A 15,852-nucleotide genomic window follows, 5' to 3' on the forward strand; every position below is an offset into this window, starting at 1 on the left:
CCGAATACCAAGACCAAAAATAAAAAGTATGCGCCACCCCTGTATAAAGCGTATTGTTAGACGCATGGCCAATTTTCCTCATAAATTCCCAGAACATGATGCGCTCACAGAGGCGCTTGAAGCCCATTTTGATGAATATCTTACTGAGCTGAAGGAGCTAGTCTCTATCCCATCTATCGCGTGGGAAGCTTTTGATCTAGCTCAGGTCCAACGAAGCGCTGAAGCTGTGTACGAGCTTGCGAAACGGTCAGGCTTTCAAGAGGTAAAAATCCTTTCTGCGTCGTACCACGGTGAAACGGGGGAGACACATCAAGGTATGCCAGCGGTAGTTGCCACTAAACCAGCTGTTTCAGGGTATCCCACAATCCTGTTATACGCTCACCATGATGTACAGCCTCCTGGCGATAACACGCAGTGGGAAACTGACCCGTTTACCGCAGTTCAGAAAGGCGCTCGTCTCTATGGCCGCGGTGCTGCAGACGATAAAGCAGGGGTTATCACCCATATGGCGGCTTTCCGTTTAGCATCGGAAGTATTAGGCAATGATATCAACGTTGGCGTAAAGATCTTTATCGAAGGGGAAGAAGAAGCGGGGTCACCCTCTTTCCGCGAATTCCTAGCTGCCTACCAGAAGGACCTAGCCGCTGATTATATTGTGGTAGCAGATTCTGCCAACTGGCGAGCTGGAGTTCCGGCATTAACTACCTCATTACGTGGCGTAGCTAGCGGGGATATTGAAGTTCGAACTGGTAATCACGCAGTGCACTCTGGTATCTTTGGAGGCCCTTTTCTAGACGCACATACGGTATTAGCCCGTTTGCTGGGTACTCTTCATGATGACGAAGGTGCAGTTGTTGTAGAAGGTCTGTACCGTGGTGAAGACCCTAAAGTCGAATACCCTGAACATGAATTCCGCGCAGATTCTGGAATCTTAGACCAGATGTCTCTAGCAGGATATGGATCAATTACATCTCGGCTCTGGCAGCAACCTGCACTTTCCGTTATAGGTATGGATATTCCGTCAATTGCCCATTCTTCAAATACCCTTGCTGTTACTTCGCGGGCACGTATTAGTGTCCGTTTGGCTCCTGGTGATTCTCCCGAGAATGCGCACAAAGTTCTGGCAGACCATATAAAGAAGCATGCACCTTATAACGCGCAAGTTAGCTATACTCCTGTCGACTCAGGGTTACCCTTTGCCACAGATGTTGAGCAGGATGGAGCTCAAATCACCTTGTCAGCAATGGCTCAAGCTTGGGGTATATCTCCTGTGCAGACAGGCATGGGAGGCTCAATACCTTTTATAGCGGATTTGAAGGAGAACTTCCCCGACGCCCAGATTCTAGTAACTGGTGTTGAAGACCCAGACACCCGGGCACATAGCGCTAACGAATCGCTGTATGTACCTGATTTTAAACGAGGAATTTTAGCGGAGGCACTGATAATGAGTGCTCTCAGCAGGAGTAAGTAAATTAGGAAAGGAAAGCAACTCAAGGAATATACCTCACACACTAAGTACAGAATTCTACAAAATTGGTATTCTGGACGTAAGAGACCTTGATGCCCCTAGTGAACTTGTGAGTCCGCTGTTGTCGTGAAGAAGTAGGACAGCGTAATCTGACTTTACGAAGGGGAATATTGTCAGGAAAGGACAAACATGACTGAGACTGTAACTGAGCTACCAACACACGGGGTTAACCTTACTGAAGTTGCTCAGAATAAGGTACGTACTTTGCTCGAACAAGAAGGACGTACCGATTTGCGCCTCCGGATTGCTGTACAGCCCGGTGGCTGTTCCGGGCTAATCTATCAGCTCTACTTCGATGAGCGAGTACTTGATGGTGACGCAGTGCGTGATTATGACGGTGTGCAGGTTATCGTAGATAAAATGAGTGCCCCTTATCTAGATGGCTCAACGATTGATTTTGAAGACACGATTGAGAAACAAGGATTCTCAATTGATAATCCGAACGCGGCAGGATCATGTGCCTGTGGCGACTCCTTCCATTAGGAGCATGGATATAACAGAACCCCTAAAAAACCAACTTTAGGGGTTCTGTTACGTTAAAATTCAGTAATTTTCCAGGAAACTCACAATTTCAGTGACAGAGTGTCACCGTAAGAGCAGAATTCGCGGTAAGCTCTAAGGGATAAGTTTTTTATAATTGCCTCAGGTTTACCTGTAGACCTGAGCACTAGCACACACTGCAAGAACAGGAAGGGCCGTCTGTGAGTTCGCAATATCGAACCGGCAGTCGTCGTAAGCGTGCAAGTCTTGTTGGCCTCGGGACTACAGCGACGCTGCTGATGACTGGTTGTTCAATGGATAAGGCAGCTGTAGGCTGGTTACCTACAAAAGCTGGGCATCCGGCTACTGATAATGCCGAGAACCTCATGCATCTCTGGGTAGGTACTTGGAGTGCAGCTCTTGTTGTCGGTCTTATTACTTGGGGCTTGATGCTATGGTGCATCATTGCCTACCGTAGGCGTAAGAACGAAAGTGGCTATCCTCGTCAGCTCAGCTATCACCTGCCTCTGGAAATTTTTTATACTTTCGTTCCAGTCGTCTTGATCGTCAGTATGTTTACGTTTTCAGACCGAGTCGAGCGTCAAGTAACTGGTCCTAAAACTGGTGCCGATCGACAGGTCACTGTTGAAGTGTATGGCAAACAATGGGCCTGGGATTTCAACTACACAGATGAAAACGTGCATGTAACTGGTGTACAAGCTCACCTTGATGGTTCACCAGGTAAAGAAGCAGAACTTCCAACGCTTTATCTGCCCGTTAACTCAAATGTTGACGTAGTTCTCAAATCGCGTGATGTGATCCATTCGTTCTGGGTCCCGGCTTTCCTAGAGAAACGGGATACGATCCCTGGTATGACGAACCATATTCATATCACTACCAAAGAAATTGGTGATTATAAGGGTAAATGCGCTGAACTTTGCGGTGAGTACCACTCTGAGATGTTGTTTAATGTCAAGGTGGTCTCACAGGAAGACTACGACAACTACATCAATTCCCTTAAGCAAAATCCCGAGAATCAGGGTATCGCTGGGGACGAATACAACCGTAATCCCAACCAGAACGCGACTCCGCGTCCCGCTAATCAATAAAGGGGTGAAATAGACGTGACTACCCTCGAATATTCAACTGAGAGTGCAACGGCTGTTGCGCCGCGCGTGGTTCCTAAGTCCAAGGGACGCATCTTTGTCAATTGGATTACTTCCACGGACCACAAGACCATTGGGTACATGTACCTGATCTCTGCCTTCATCTTCTTCTGCATGGGCGGAACTATGGCTCTGCTGATGCGTATTGAGCTTTTTGAGCCCGGTATGCAGATCCTACAGACGAAGGAGCAATTTAACCAGCTCTTTACGATGCACGGTACCCTTATGCTTCTCATGTTCGGCACCCCTTTGTTCACCGGTTTGGCGAACGTGCTTATCCCGCTCCAAATTGGTGCTCCCGATGTGGCATTCCCGCGCTTAAACGCATTGGCTTTTTGGTTCTTCCTTTTTGGGTCGCTAGTAGCGATTGCAGGTTTTATTACCCCACAAGGTGCAGCCTCTTTCGGCTGGTTTGCATACGTCCCACTAAATAGCACTACTTACAGCCCGTCTGTCGGTGGTGATTTATGGGTCTTTGGTCTTGCGTTGCAGGGGTTCGGCACAATTATGGGTGCGGTTAACTTCATTACTACAATTGTGGCAATGCGCGCCCCTGGCATGACTATGTGGCGTATGTCTGTGTTTACGTGGGCAACTCTGATTACTTCAATCTTGATTATTATGATCTTCCCGCCTCTGGCATCCGCTTTGTTTGCTCTAGGTATGGATCGCCGATTCGGAGGACATATTTTTGATCCGGAAAATGGGGGAGCGGTGCTCTGGCAGCACTTGTTCTGGTTCTTCGGGCACCCTGAGGTGTATGTGCTTGCGCTACCTTTCTTTGGTGTGACTTCGGAGATTATCCCTGTATTCTCACGTAAACCCATTTTTGGTTACAAAGGTCTTGTTACAGCGACCATTGCTATTGCGGGCCTGTCTGTAACTGTGTGGGCGCACCATATGTACGTAACTGGAGCGATTATGCTTCCGTTCTTCTCGTTCATGACCATGATGATTGGTGTTCCAACCGGCGTGAAGTTTTTCAACTGGATTGGGACTATGTGGCAGGGGTCCATTACGTTTGAAACTCCATTATTGTGGATCTATGGATTCTTAGTAACCTTCCTCTTTGGAGGTCTGACGGGTATTATCCTGGCTACTCCGCCTCTAGACTTCCATATCTCGGATACTTACTTCGTGGTTGCACACTTCCACTACGTGATTTTTGGAACCATTGTTTTTGGTATGTTTGGTGCATTCTACTTCTGGTGGCCAAAATTCACTGGCAAGATGCTCAACGAACGGATCGGTAAGATTCACTTCTGGCTGGTATTCTTCGGGTTCCACGCGACCTTCTTGATTCAGCACTGGGTTGGCGTTGATGGTATGCCTCGTCGATACGCTGACTATCTGCCCGAAGACGGTTTCACCTGGATGAACCAGTTCTCAACTGTTGGATCCATGATTCTTGCCGTTTCAATGATTCCCTGGTTCTGGAATGTTTACATTACTGCTCGGTATGCTCCGAAAGTCGAGGTAGACGATCCCTGGGGATTCGGCGGATCTCTCGAATGGGCGACTTCTTGTCCTCCGCCCCGCCACAACTTTACTGCATTGCCTCGTATCCGTTCCGAACGCCCGGCTCTAGACCTACATCATCCCGAGCTTTCAACGAATCATGATGTTGCCGCTGCAGCTCTTGCAGCACAGAAGGGAGAGTAAACCGTGAAAGTTCTCGGGAAGGTCTTCCTGTACCTTGGTATCTTCTTTATTCCTGTTGGAATTATTTATGGGTTTATGACCAATTTTGATGAGTGGGCCGGGTTTCCCGCGCTTCTCGTGACGGCGCTCATGTGCTTCTTCTTGGCTTTCTTCCTCATGTTTACTGATAAGAAGCTAGGAAGCCAACCCATGGATAACTACACGGGTGAAATCGCTGAGAGTGCTGGTGAGTATGGGTTCTACTCACCATGGTCTTGGTGGCCGTTCATGATCGGTTTAACGTGCATGATTGTTGTTCTTGGGGCAGCAATTGCTTGGTGGGTACTAATTCTTGCTTTGCCTATCGTGGCAGTCGCCGTTATCGGGTGGGTATATGAATACAACCGCGGTGATCACGCACACTAATCATATACAGTAAAAGGTGGGGTTACATCATCTATACGGATGGTGTAACCCCACCTTTTCTATATTCCAGAGATTCTCGAATAAAGTTCTATCTGCCCCAGACATGTACTAAAAAGGGAGGTAAGAAAAAGCTAGTTGGATTAATTGTCTGTATTGGCAGTTTATCTGAGGATCATCGAAGCAGCGAGACGCACCAATACCGATCGGATGAATCTTGGGAGAGCAACCGCCCATATAATCGTGCCTATCGCACGATAATAGTTTTTACAGAGGCAGTTTCCGCTCGCTTATCAGTACGCTCGGCTCGAAAGAAAAGACGGCAATTATATGCTCGCAGAAGTGCTATCTCTGCAAGAATTCTAGAGTCTCAACCTCAAACCTAGGTTATTGCTACTTTTATCTGTTAATCCGCTAGGCTCCTTCCTGCCTCTAAGACCAGCGGCATGATAGTTTGTGTAAATTTCAGGGACGGGGTGTGCTTAGCACATATGAAGTTATTCCATTATGGCATCAGGTATATAGCGATCGCTGATAAGTAAGCAAAGATTCTTAGTTTCAGGAATAGGGCATGCTGCTTATGAGAATTTTTCATGAGAAAGTCTGGACTCCTGGCCTTAGAAGATGGATATGATATTGGGTCAACAGCAACATTGCTGGAAGAGATACATGCGGTACAAATGTTGAGGGTTGGTCCCACAGTTTTGTGGCACCAACCCTCAAGTAAACTTATGAAGTTGTAACTTTAGCCCTTAATCTCGGGGCTATCAAAGGAAGCGCCCTCAACCCTTTGAGCTTCATTATGTTCATGATGAGCTTCTTCTAGCTCAGTAGGAGTTACAGGAAGAACACGATCAGTAAAGAACAACTTCGATAAGGTGCCTCGTGCTTTCTCAAGCATTGTAACCTTCCCCTTAGCATTGGGGCGTGCAGGTATTACATCTGGTGAATCGAAACTAACTAGCTTGTACCGACGATACTCGTCAAGAGGCTTGTGCACCTCAATAAACTCACCATGGGGGAGTTGCACCACTTGACCAGTTTCGATGCCATGAAGCACTAGCTCACGATCTTTACGCTGCAAGGAGAGGCAAATCCTTCGGGTAATCTCGAAACCAAGGATGGGTCCAAGGAAGAAGAGCGCACGCAATACATAAGCTACATCATTTAGCGAGACGTGGAAATGTGTTGCGATCAAATCAGAAGATGCCGCGATCATCAAAACTGAGTAGTAGATGATACCGGCAACACCGGCGCCTGTACGGAATGGAGCGTTACGCGGGCGATCAAGAATATTATGAACCCGATTATCTTTGGTGACCCAACGTTCGATCCAAGGCCACGTGAATAAGAATCCCATCAAGACGCCTGCGAGTGCAAAAGGCAGTAGGACATTCAGAACCCATGTTCCACCGAATTGCCATTCCCATGACCATGGCCATACACCAGGCCATAGACGTAATGCACCGTCACCAAAGCCTACGTACCAGTCAGGCTGAGTACCTGCTTGAACTGGAGATGGATCGTAGGGGCCATAGTTCCATATTGCGTTAATAGTGAAGGTGGAAGCTAAGAAAGCGATGATACCGAAAACTATGAAGAAGAAACCGCCTGCTTTTGCAGCATAAACCGGGCCTACAGGAAAACCAACAACGTTATTGTTGGTACGACCTGGCCCTGGATATTGGGTGTGTTTATGCAGGACAACCATGAACATATGCAGTCCAACGCACAGCAACAGAACTGCCGGAATGATCATGATATGCAGGCTGTATAGGCGGCTAATAATGTGTTCACCTGGGAACTCGCCTCCGAAGAAGAAAAGCGAGAGGTATGTACCTACAAGCGGAATTGCGACCATAATGCCATCGACAATTCGCAAACCGTTACCAGAGAGCACATCATCGGGGAGGGAGTACCCAGTAAAGCCCGCCATAATGCCCGTGACAAAGAGGACGCAACCTACAACCCAGTTCAGCTCACGTGGACGGCGGAAAGCCCCTGTAAAGAAGACACGGAGCATGTGGATACAGATGGCCAACATAAACATGAGAGCCGCCCAGTGGTGAATCTGACGGATCAACAGGCCCCCGCGAATATCAAAAGAGATATCTAAAGTAGACGCAAACGCAACAGACATTTCTGTACCCTTCATGGGTACATATGAACCGTCATAGGTAACTGCAGCGGTTGATGGGTTAAACCAGAATGTTAAAAAAGTTCCTGAAATAAGGAGCACTACAAAGCTGTATAGAGCCACCTCACCGAACATAAAGGACCAATGATCTGGAAAGATTTTTCGGCCAAATTCTTTAACAACCCCAGACATGCCAACACGCGTATCAACAAAATTCGCGATACGCCCAGCGTTGCTTTTAGGTTTGTACTCGTAGCCAGTTGTTGTAGACATTACTTATTTCGCCTCCTTCTCACGCTCTGCACGCATTTCTTCGACGTGCTGACCGCGTTCCCAATACGCGGGACCAACTGGCTCATGGAAGTCACTCTGAGCCACAAGATAACCATTATCATCGACTGTAATCGGCAACTGTGGGAGTGCGTGACCTGCAGGACCGAATACAACCTTGCATTCATCTGCCGCATCAAAAGTAGACTGATGGCACGGGCACAGCAGATGGTGCGTTCGCTGCTCGTACAGCGCGATGGGACATCCAACGTGTGTACAGACCTTCGAATAAGCGACTATACCGTCAACGTGCCAGTTTTTGCGTTCTTCCGAAATCTTCATCTCATTGGGGTCAAGACGCATCAACAAGACAACTGCTTTAGCTTTTTCCTCTAGATAGCCATTTTCATGGCTGAGGGACGTGATGGTCTCCGGCAGAACGTGATAAGCGGATCCGATCGTAACGTCAGAAGCTTTAATCGGAGTCCCAGAAGGGTCGCGTACAAGACGGACACCCTGATCCCACATCGTGTGTTTAAGAACGGCAGGATCATTCGGCCCCAGATCGCGCAGGAACGTAATAAAAGTTAACGGAGCCAGAATAACTGAGCCAATGAGAGTATTGCGCAGGAGAGGACGGCGTTTAATACCTGACTCATCAATAATAGTTTCGATGATTTCTTCTGCCTCGGCGCGATCCTCTTCAGGACGCAAATCGTGCCGCTCCTCAACGAGTTCATGGTCAGGCATAAGCGTACGTGCCCAATGAACAACTCCAATACCAATGCCGAACATAGCGAATGCTATACCTAAACCAAGCAAGAGGTTCTGCAGCTGCAGTTTACTGGTAGGCTCCGTATTGTTTACATCAAAGAAGTTACCTTCAACTGATATACCGAAATACGCGACCCAGAATAACAAAGAGCCGAGCATTGATAGTACAAAGAGTAGAATAACTTGGCGCTCAGCACCTTTAGCACGCTTCGAATCCACATCTGTCAGACGTGGACGATGTGGGGGCAGCCCAGGATTCTGAAACTGCTCCTTTGAATCCTCTGAAGAGGTAACTACGGTAACGCTCTGAGCGTCTTGACCGTCACGATGGTTTCCCATGTGTTGCCTCAAATCTTTTCCGATACGAATAGTATGTGCGTATTTATGCTGAGCGAGAGGTCAGCCAAATAACAAAGATAAGCACGATCCCTAGACCGACGCTCCAAATCAACAGACCTTCAGCGACAGGACCTAGAGAGCCTAGCTTAAGACCACCAGGGGAAACATTTTTTTCCTGTGCTTTCAAATAGGTGATAACATCACGCTTCTCTTGCGGGGTAAGGTTTGCGTCGTTGAAAACAGGCATATTTTGAGGTCCAGTTTCCATGGCTTCATAGATATGTTGTTCGCTAACACCCATGAGAGAAGGAGCAAACTTCCCTCGGGTAAGAGCACCACCCGCACCAGCCGCGTTATGACACATTGCGCAGTTGGCTAGGAAGACACGGGCACCATTTGCGGCATCGCCTTTGGTGGTATCTAGATTCTCTGCTTCAGGTATTGCAGGACCGGCGCCCAACGAAGCAACATATGCAGAGAGCTGCTTCGTCTGTTCCTCGTTGAACTGACCAGGTTTGACTTGAGCCTGTGTACCTTGCATCTGCATAGGCATGCGGCCGGTACCAACCTGAAAATCAACTGCGGCTGCACCAACACCGATGAGCGAAGGACCATCAGCGGTGCCTTCAGCGTTCATTCCATGGCAGGTTGCACAGTTGGCTTGGAAGAGTTTTTGACCAGCGTTTACATCATCTTGAGTGTATGCATGGCTTGACTCGGCCTTGGCCTGATTGGTGGCAGTGGCAACTGTGTAGAGACCACCAGTAAGGATGAGAGCCAACGCAAGCAACACAATAGCTGCAAGCGGGTGACGCCGCTTCTGTGAAAGTGCCTTCACGTCTTTTGTTCCTTGTGTGTGCTAGTAAAAATGGATACGGACGGGGCGAGAGTGTTGGACTGTTATTTGACGAAGTACACTACGGCAAATAGAGCGAGCCACACGACATCTACAAAGTGCCAGTAGTACGAGACAACGATTGCACTAGTTGCTTCGTAATGACCAAATTGCTTAGCGACAAATGCGCGACCAATGATCAGGAGGAAAGCTACTAGACCAGCTGTCACGTGTAACGCATGGAACCCTGTTGTGATGTAGAAAGCGGATCCGTAAGCGCTAGATGCAATGGTTACGCCTTCTGAAACCAAGGTTGCGTACTCATAAGCCTGACCGCAGACGAAGATTGCGCCCATGATGAAAGTCAACACAAACCATTCAGCCATGCCCCATGCCTTAATATTCAGCAAAGAACCGGAGCGGCGTGGTTTGAGCTGTTCTGCGGCAAATACGCCCATCTGGCATGTCACAGAACTCAGCACAAGAACGATTGTGTTGATAAAAGCGAAGGGAACGTTAAGGATATGTACATTATCAGCCCAAATGTCAGGACGTGATGCCTTAAGGGTGAAGTACATAGCAAAAAGCCCGGCAAAGAACATCAGCTCTGATGCCAACCACACGACAGTACCAATGGCGACCGTGTTGGGTCGGTTAAGAGCCGGATGTGCCGGCCTGCTGGGGTTATTGGTTACAGTTGTCACATAGACATTATGTCGCTAAAACTTGCGAAGAGCGAATACATAACCTCTTAAATCTTGCGGTGTGTTGGGAAAATCCTTAGAGTTCCCTGTAAACTAGCGGTTTTCACGAGATTTGTGCGACACGCTCTATGTGTAATGTTTTGGTAAGTTCGTGGGGGAGAGAAGCCTCAAAGCTGTGGCACCCTATGCGCTGGCAGCAGATGAATCCTGCAGGAAGGTTAAAATCGGGAGTATGGATATAACTGCACATGAGTCATTAACCTGGAAATACATTTTGAATCAGCTCATCTCTGGGCAGGATCTCGGTTCTCGTCATGTGGACTGGGCTATGGATGAAATTATGACTGGTTCAACGCCTGAACCTATACTTGCTTCCTTCCTGACATCGCTCCACATGAAGGGGGAGACCTCTGAAGAGTTAGGTGCCCTTGCGCGAGGAATGCTTGCAAAAGCTGAAACTATTGATCTTGACGTACACGCGGTTGATATTGTAGGCACTGGCGGAGATCAGCAGAATACCGTCAATATATCCACCATGGCAGCCTTGGTTATTGCTGGTACAGGTGCGACAGTTGTTAAACATGGTAACCGGGCGTCAACCTCTAAATCAGGGTCGGCAGATGTCTTGGAGGCGCTAGGTATTCAGCTAGATATGCCGATTAAGTCTGTTGCCGCGTGCGCTCGGCAGGTAGGGATCACCTTTCTATTTGCAATGACTTTTCATCCCTCCATGCGGTTCGTAGGGCCGACTCGAAAAATGTTAGGTATACCAACGGCTTTTAACTACCTAGGACCCATGACAAACCCTGCGCGAGTGTCATCATCTGCAATTGGGGTAGCTAATCCGCAGATGGTAGAAAAGATGGCTTGGGTTTTCGCGAATCGAGGTGACCATGCCCTTATATTCCGGGGGGATGATGGGCTTGATGAATTGACAATTGCTACAACTTCCCAGATCTGGGAAGCAAGTGGGGGTATTCTTCAGAAATATGTCTTTAATCCCGAAGGCTATGGGATTGAGCGTTCTTCATTAGATAACCTGCGAGGAGGAGACGCTGAGTATAACGCCAGTGTGTTTCGCGCAGTATTAGCTGGGGAGGGCGAGTCGGCAAAAGACTCGTTGCATGCAATTCGCAATGCAGTTCTTATTAATGCGGCGGCCGGTCTGATAGCTTACCGAAAAAACGACGGCAGGAGTTTTGAGGAACGGTACACAGAAGCCTTGGCGGATGCACGCCAATCTATTGATACTGGGGCAGCAGCTCAAGTTTTGAACGCCTGGGTGGAGTTTAGCCACCTGGTGGTAGAAACGCCGAGTCCGTAAAGCGCCTATTCATGTAAATAGAAGAGTTTGGTGTATCTGTAGTTTTACTGGACATTGAGGAGAAAGAAGCTGCTGGGGTGAAACCGTCTTTACGAGGGCGCACTGGCAGCTAATCCGGTTCAATTACACGGAAGGTTGAGTGGCTGGGGTGTGGTTTTCTGACTCTACTTTACATAATGTATATTATCGGCCATTTGTGGTGTTGTGAGTTTGTGTGAGTAAACTCTTTGATTGGTGATGCACCTCATGGAATAATGTTTGTATGGCTTGGGCGCTCTATACGTTGGATCATTGTGCCTACGATGAGGAGGAAAATATGGATTGGCTCTTTGACAGCCCATGGACATTTTGGCTGATACTAGCTTTGCTCTTTGCGATAATTGAGATGCTGTCTCTAGATCTCTTTTTCTTGATGCTTTCCCTATCTGCCCTCATTACATCGGCTATTTCACCATTGATCGAACATTTTTTCGCTCGAGGAATAGTTTTCGCGGTTTTGTGTATCCTTTTTGTGCTTATTCTACGTCCGCCTCTTCTGAAACGCCTCAACCGCTCTGCCGGAAATACTGTTACAAATGCCAAAGCTCTTCGGGGTAAAACTGTTCTTGTGACAGAGGGTGTCACTGCTGAGTCTGGTTTAGTGCGTCTTGAAGGCGAAATTTGGACAGCACGCACTTCAGGAGCTCCTATCCCTTCCGGCTCCTACGCCCAGGTCGAAACTATTAACGGTGCTACAGCGTTTGTGTACCCGCATGTATCAACTTTGCCAGAAGGATCAGCTGTTACCCCTGAAGCTGAATAAAATGTTCCATCTACGCCCCTAAATTTTGTTATTAATCACCGAAAAGAAAGTAGGTAATGAAGATATGGTCCCAGTTATTCTTCTTGTGATTCTCTTCATTTTTGTTCTTATCTTGTTGGCTAAAACCATCCGGGTGATTCCTCAAGGTCGAGCAGGAATCGTTGAGCGTCTTGGTAAGTTCCGAACCGTGCTAGAACCCGGTTTGCATATGGTGGTACCGATTATTGACCGCGTGCTGCCTCTAATTGATGTCCGTGAGCAGGTTGTCTCGTTCCCTTCGCAGTCCGTGATTACCGAAGATAACCTTGTGGTTGGGATCGATACCGTTGTTTACTTTCAGGTAACAAGCCCCAAGGACGCAACCTATGAAATTACGAACTATATTCGTGCTGTTGACGAGCTCACCAGTGCGACCCTCCGTAACGTAGTCGGTGGTCTAAACCTTGAGCAGACCTTGACCTCTCGCGATCAAATCAACGCGGAATTGCGCGGAGTTCTTGATGCTACAACCGGCCGTTGGGGACTACGAGTATCTCGTGTCGATATTAAAGAAATTCAGCCTCCACACTCTATCCAGGACTCAATGGAGAAGCAGATGCGTGCAGAGCGTGATCGTCGTGCTGCCATTCTGACGGCCGAAGGTCAGAAGCAGTCAGATATTCTGACGGCTGAAGGTGAATCTAGGGCTGCTATCCTCCGCGCGGAAGCTGAAAAACAGGCTCAGATTCTTCGAGCTGAAGGTGACGCTCAATCTGCAATCCTTCGAGCTGACGGTGAAGCTGAAGCTGTTCATAAGGTATTCGAAGCCATCCATCAATCTAACCCGAGCCAACAGCTACTCACCTATCAGTATCTGCAAACCTTGCCCAAACTTGCTGACGGCCAAGCTAATAAACTCTGGTTTATCCCCACAGAACTTGGCGATGCTCTACGAGGTCTTGGTAACGCATTCGGCAATTTGCCGGTATCGGACATAAACGATGGATCGACAAAAGCAGCGTATACAAAGCCTGATACTTTTGAGAACCCATCTCAAGGATATGGCTTCAATAGTTAAGATAGTTTAGCTTGACTTCGCGAATAGCTGTCTCTAATAGTTGGGCGGCGGAGAATATTCTCGATATAATGGATGTTTTAGACGTTCGGGGGAATAGCTCTCCCCCGCCCAACGTTATGCAGCCGCTGAGTATCTGCGGAAACCCTTTCTGGAGTCTGGAGGAATTGTGAGCGATCGTAGCCTGCGTGGTATGCGTCTTGGAACTCAATCTATGGAAACCGAGTCCAATGTACAGCCTGCGCCCCGTCAACGTGTAGAGTACCGAACCACTGATGGTGACCGCGTATTTGTGACCTTTGCTGCTGAAGCTGAAATTCCACAGGTCTGGGTTGCTAAAACTGGCAAAGAAGCATATCTTGTCAACGGCGAGAGTGACGCCCAGAATGACGATGATAAGCCAGCTCGTACGCACTGGGACATGCTAATGGAACGACGTAGCGTTGAAGAGTTAGAGAAGACTCTAGAAGATCGGTTGAAATACTACCGTTCTCATTATGCACTGTAGGATACTTTCATAATGCATAAGGGAGAGGAACCCTTTTAGATGCTCCTCTCCCCTTCTTGTGCACATGAGAAATAACTAGTCAATCATATGCTCTACCTCCATCGGGACTTCGCCTTTGAAGAAGGCAGGACGGAGGTAACGTTGATACACCATAACGCAAATTCCTAAGAGAAGAATCGCGACACTTAAGCAGAAAACTAGCCCGACTCCCCCAATTTCAGACCCCGAGCCATGATGGGGATCCATGGAATCATAAGTCGTCTGAATGAAGAAAACAAGAAGCATAATGCCTCCCAAAAGGGGAAACAAAAACTTGTTCACAAATGATTTAAAGCCTGATGAGAAGGCCACCTTTCGAAAATACCATACACAGGCAAATGCCGTCACGCCGTAGTATAAACAGACCATCAAACTCAAAGCGGAGATAGTATCCCAAAGCACAGAGGTTGAAATAAAACGCATAAGAACGTAGAACAAGGTAGCAATCAGACAGGAAGCGATGGTCGCATAACTAGGTGATTGGTACTTTGGGCTAATACTCGCAAACTTAGGCCCGAGTGCCTTGTAATATCCCATGGCTAGCAATGTTCGAGCTGGTGAAACTGCCGTGGATTGTAAAGAGGCTAAGGCCGAAATAAGAACTGCGAAAGACATAATAATTCCGAGAGAACCTAGTACAGGTCCCGAAAGAACAGCAAAAATATTCTCCTGGTTATCAGAGTTTCCTAGACCTAGACCTTCTGAGGACGTACCCGCAAATGCCAAAGTGCCCACAGAGATTAACAGGTACAGTAGAACTACTGTGAGGATAGTGCCAACAGCTGCATGACCGCTAGTTGTATGCTCGCCTTCTGTTTCTTCATTCATGGTGAGGACAGCGTCCCAACCCCAATATATGAAGAAGACAAGAGATATGCCGGAAGAGAAAGCTGAGAATGACTCGATTCCGAAGGGGTTAAACCATTCAAGAGTCGGAGCAAGGTTAGCAAACCCAGTATTTGTGACCGCTTTATAGAGGGCGACACCCGCAAAAATAGCGAGTACGACAAGCTGGAAAATAATGAAAACAGTTTGGATTTTCTGAGTCGCATCCAGCCCGCGGTATGTAATGTAACACCCGAAACCCATCAAGGTTAAGAATGTGCCGATATTGATAAAGGTATTACTTGAAAGAGTCGCTAGATCCGGGTTAGAAAAAACCTGAGACAAAGCCAGGTAAAAGAAATCTACAGCTATACCTGCAAGGTTTGAGAGAACCAAGATGGTAGCTGCTAATAATGCCCAGCCTCCGAGCCAACCAACCCACGGACCAAATGCTTTGGTTGTCCAAGTGAATGTTGTTCCCGCATCCGGCATAGCAGCGTTAAGCTCTCGGTAGCCAATAGCTACCAATAGCATAGGGATAAACCCAACGAGAAAGATCGCGGGCATGTGCTCCCCTGCTACAGCTCCTACAGGACCCAGGGCTCCCGATAATGAGTATGCTGGTGCTACCACAGAGATACCAATAATAATGGAGCCAAAAAGAGATACAGATCCGGAAGATAATCCCTTTTTGTTAGCGGCGCTTGTATCAATAGCACCGTGGGGGTTATTTGATGCAGAATCTTTGGCTAGACTCTGACCTTTATGTAACTTGTGGGGTTGATTATTCTGAGACAAGGTGCTCTCCCTCTATCGGAGTGTCGTCGCCAGACGGTGTGTGCTTATAGCGACCTGCTCAATATGCGACTTAGTCTAATTGATCCAGAACAGTAGTAAAATCACCTGAATTTTTGTCTACAAGGTGTGCGCATAATAGCTATAGGTAAATAACTGGCGCATGTGTGGAATAGGATTAGCTGTGACAAGAGCCCCGATCGTTATA

General features: G+C 47.7%; 14 protein-coding genes. 9 read left to right on the forward strand and 5 right to left on the reverse strand.

Annotated elements, in window-relative coordinates; translation table 11 throughout:
* The first annotated feature begins 64 nt into the window (after positions 1-64).
* The 5 genes from HMPREF2756_RS08630 to HMPREF2756_RS08650 all read left to right on the forward strand — a co-directional run bounded on the left by HMPREF2756_RS08630 (position 65) and on the right by HMPREF2756_RS08650 (position 5,241).
* The gene (locus HMPREF2756_RS08630) at positions 65-1,471 is read left to right on the forward strand and encodes a dipeptidase (RefSeq protein WP_070620339.1); all 1,407 of its coding nucleotides are present in this window, start codon (positions 65-67) and stop codon (positions 1,469-1,471) included.
* A 186-nt stretch (positions 1,472-1,657) separates the two neighbouring features.
* Positions 1,658-2,011, forward strand: coding sequence for a HesB/IscA family protein (locus tag HMPREF2756_RS08635; protein WP_004004655.1), 354 nt, complete (start codon positions 1,658-1,660; stop codon positions 2,009-2,011).
* Between the two features lie 218 nt (positions 2,012-2,229).
* Entirely contained in the window at positions 2,230-3,117 is an 888-nt protein-coding gene (gene coxB, locus HMPREF2756_RS08640; RefSeq protein WP_004004656.1) for an aa3-type cytochrome oxidase subunit II, read from the forward strand.
* A gap of 15 nt (positions 3,118-3,132) precedes the next feature.
* Positions 3,133-4,836 (forward strand): aa3-type cytochrome oxidase subunit I, encoded by a 1,704-nt coding sequence (gene ctaD / locus HMPREF2756_RS08645; RefSeq protein ID WP_004004657.1) that lies wholly within the window; start codon positions 3,133-3,135, stop codon positions 4,834-4,836.
* 3 nt (positions 4,837-4,839) lie between these two features.
* Entirely contained in the window at positions 4,840-5,241 is a 402-nt protein-coding gene (locus HMPREF2756_RS08650; RefSeq protein ID WP_004004658.1) for a cytochrome c oxidase subunit 4, read from the forward strand.
* 742 nt (positions 5,242-5,983) lie between these two features.
* On the opposite strand, the gene HMPREF2756_RS08655 is transcribed toward HMPREF2756_RS08650, so the two are convergent.
* The 4 genes from HMPREF2756_RS08655 to HMPREF2756_RS08670 all read right to left on the reverse strand — a co-directional run bounded on the left by HMPREF2756_RS08655 (position 5,984) and on the right by HMPREF2756_RS08670 (position 10,297).
* Entirely contained in the window at positions 5,984-7,648 is a 1,665-nt protein-coding gene (locus HMPREF2756_RS08655) for a cytochrome bc1 complex cytochrome b subunit (RefSeq protein WP_070620342.1), read from the reverse strand.
* Between the two features lie 3 nt (positions 7,649-7,651).
* On the reverse strand, positions 7,652-8,758 hold the full coding sequence (locus tag HMPREF2756_RS08660; protein WP_004004660.1) for a cytochrome bc1 complex Rieske iron-sulfur subunit: 1,107 nt from the start codon (positions 8,756-8,758) through the stop codon (positions 7,652-7,654).
* 43 nt (positions 8,759-8,801) lie between these two features.
* Positions 8,802-9,596, reverse strand: coding sequence for a cytochrome bc1 complex diheme cytochrome c subunit (locus HMPREF2756_RS08665; RefSeq protein WP_070450227.1), 795 nt, complete (start codon positions 9,594-9,596; stop codon positions 8,802-8,804).
* A gap of 62 nt (positions 9,597-9,658) precedes the next feature.
* Positions 9,659-10,297, reverse strand: coding sequence for an aa3-type cytochrome oxidase subunit III (locus HMPREF2756_RS08670; RefSeq protein ID WP_070620345.1), 639 nt, complete (start codon positions 10,295-10,297; stop codon positions 9,659-9,661).
* Between the two features lie 232 nt (positions 10,298-10,529).
* Here HMPREF2756_RS08670 and trpD point away from each other — a divergent pair, with 232 nt between their 5' ends.
* From trpD to HMPREF2756_RS08690, 4 genes are all read left to right on the forward strand, one after another.
* A complete protein-coding gene (gene trpD, locus HMPREF2756_RS08675; protein ID WP_172461379.1) occupies positions 10,530-11,621 on the forward strand; it encodes an anthranilate phosphoribosyltransferase in 1,092 nt (363 codons plus the stop codon).
* Positions 11,622-11,883: 262 nt separating this feature from the next.
* Positions 11,884-12,423 (forward strand): NfeD family protein, encoded by a 540-nt coding sequence (locus HMPREF2756_RS08680; protein ID WP_246825904.1) that lies wholly within the window; start codon positions 11,884-11,886, stop codon positions 12,421-12,423.
* Between the two features lie 64 nt (positions 12,424-12,487).
* Positions 12,488-13,480, forward strand: coding sequence for an SPFH domain-containing protein (locus HMPREF2756_RS08685; RefSeq protein WP_013399065.1), 993 nt, complete (start codon positions 12,488-12,490; stop codon positions 13,478-13,480).
* Positions 13,481-13,646: 166 nt separating this feature from the next.
* A complete protein-coding gene (locus tag HMPREF2756_RS08690; protein WP_070523914.1) occupies positions 13,647-13,985 on the forward strand; it encodes an RNA polymerase-binding protein RbpA in 339 nt (112 codons plus the stop codon).
* A gap of 75 nt (positions 13,986-14,060) precedes the next feature.
* Here the strand turns inward: HMPREF2756_RS08690 and HMPREF2756_RS08695 are convergent, their stop codons facing one another.
* Entirely contained in the window at positions 14,061-15,647 is a 1,587-nt protein-coding gene (locus HMPREF2756_RS08695; protein ID WP_070620352.1) for an APC family permease, read from the reverse strand.
* Positions 15,648-15,852: the final 205 nt, after the last annotated feature.

This window comes from Rothia sp. HMSC067H10 (assembly GCF_001810635.1).
Classification (GTDB): domain Bacteria; phylum Actinomycetota; class Actinomycetes; order Actinomycetales; family Micrococcaceae; genus Rothia; species Rothia dentocariosa.

Excerpts from the sequence above, each read along its gene's own strand:
- HMPREF2756_RS08630 (WP_070620339.1), top strand. The coding sequence starts at position 65 with ATGGCCAATTTTCCTCATAAATTCCCAGAACATGATGCGCTCACAGAG.
- HMPREF2756_RS08635 (WP_004004655.1), top strand. The coding sequence starts at position 1,658 with ATGACTGAGACTGTAACTGAGCTACCAACACACGGGGTTAACCTTACT.
- HMPREF2756_RS08655 (WP_070620342.1), bottom strand. The coding sequence starts at position 7,648 with ATGTCTACAACAACTGGCTACGAGTACAAACCTAAAAGCAACGCTGGG.
- HMPREF2756_RS08660 (WP_004004660.1), bottom strand. The coding sequence starts at position 8,758 with ATGGGAAACCATCGTGACGGTCAAGACGCTCAGAGCGTTACCGTAGTT.
- trpD (WP_172461379.1), top strand. The coding sequence starts at position 10,530 with ATGGATATAACTGCACATGAGTCATTAACCTGGAAATACATTTTGAAT.
- HMPREF2756_RS08680 (WP_246825904.1), top strand. The coding sequence starts at position 11,884 with ATGGCTTGGGCGCTCTATACGTTGGATCATTGTGCCTACGATGAGGAG.
- HMPREF2756_RS08685 (WP_013399065.1), top strand. The coding sequence starts at position 12,488 with ATGGTCCCAGTTATTCTTCTTGTGATTCTCTTCATTTTTGTTCTTATC.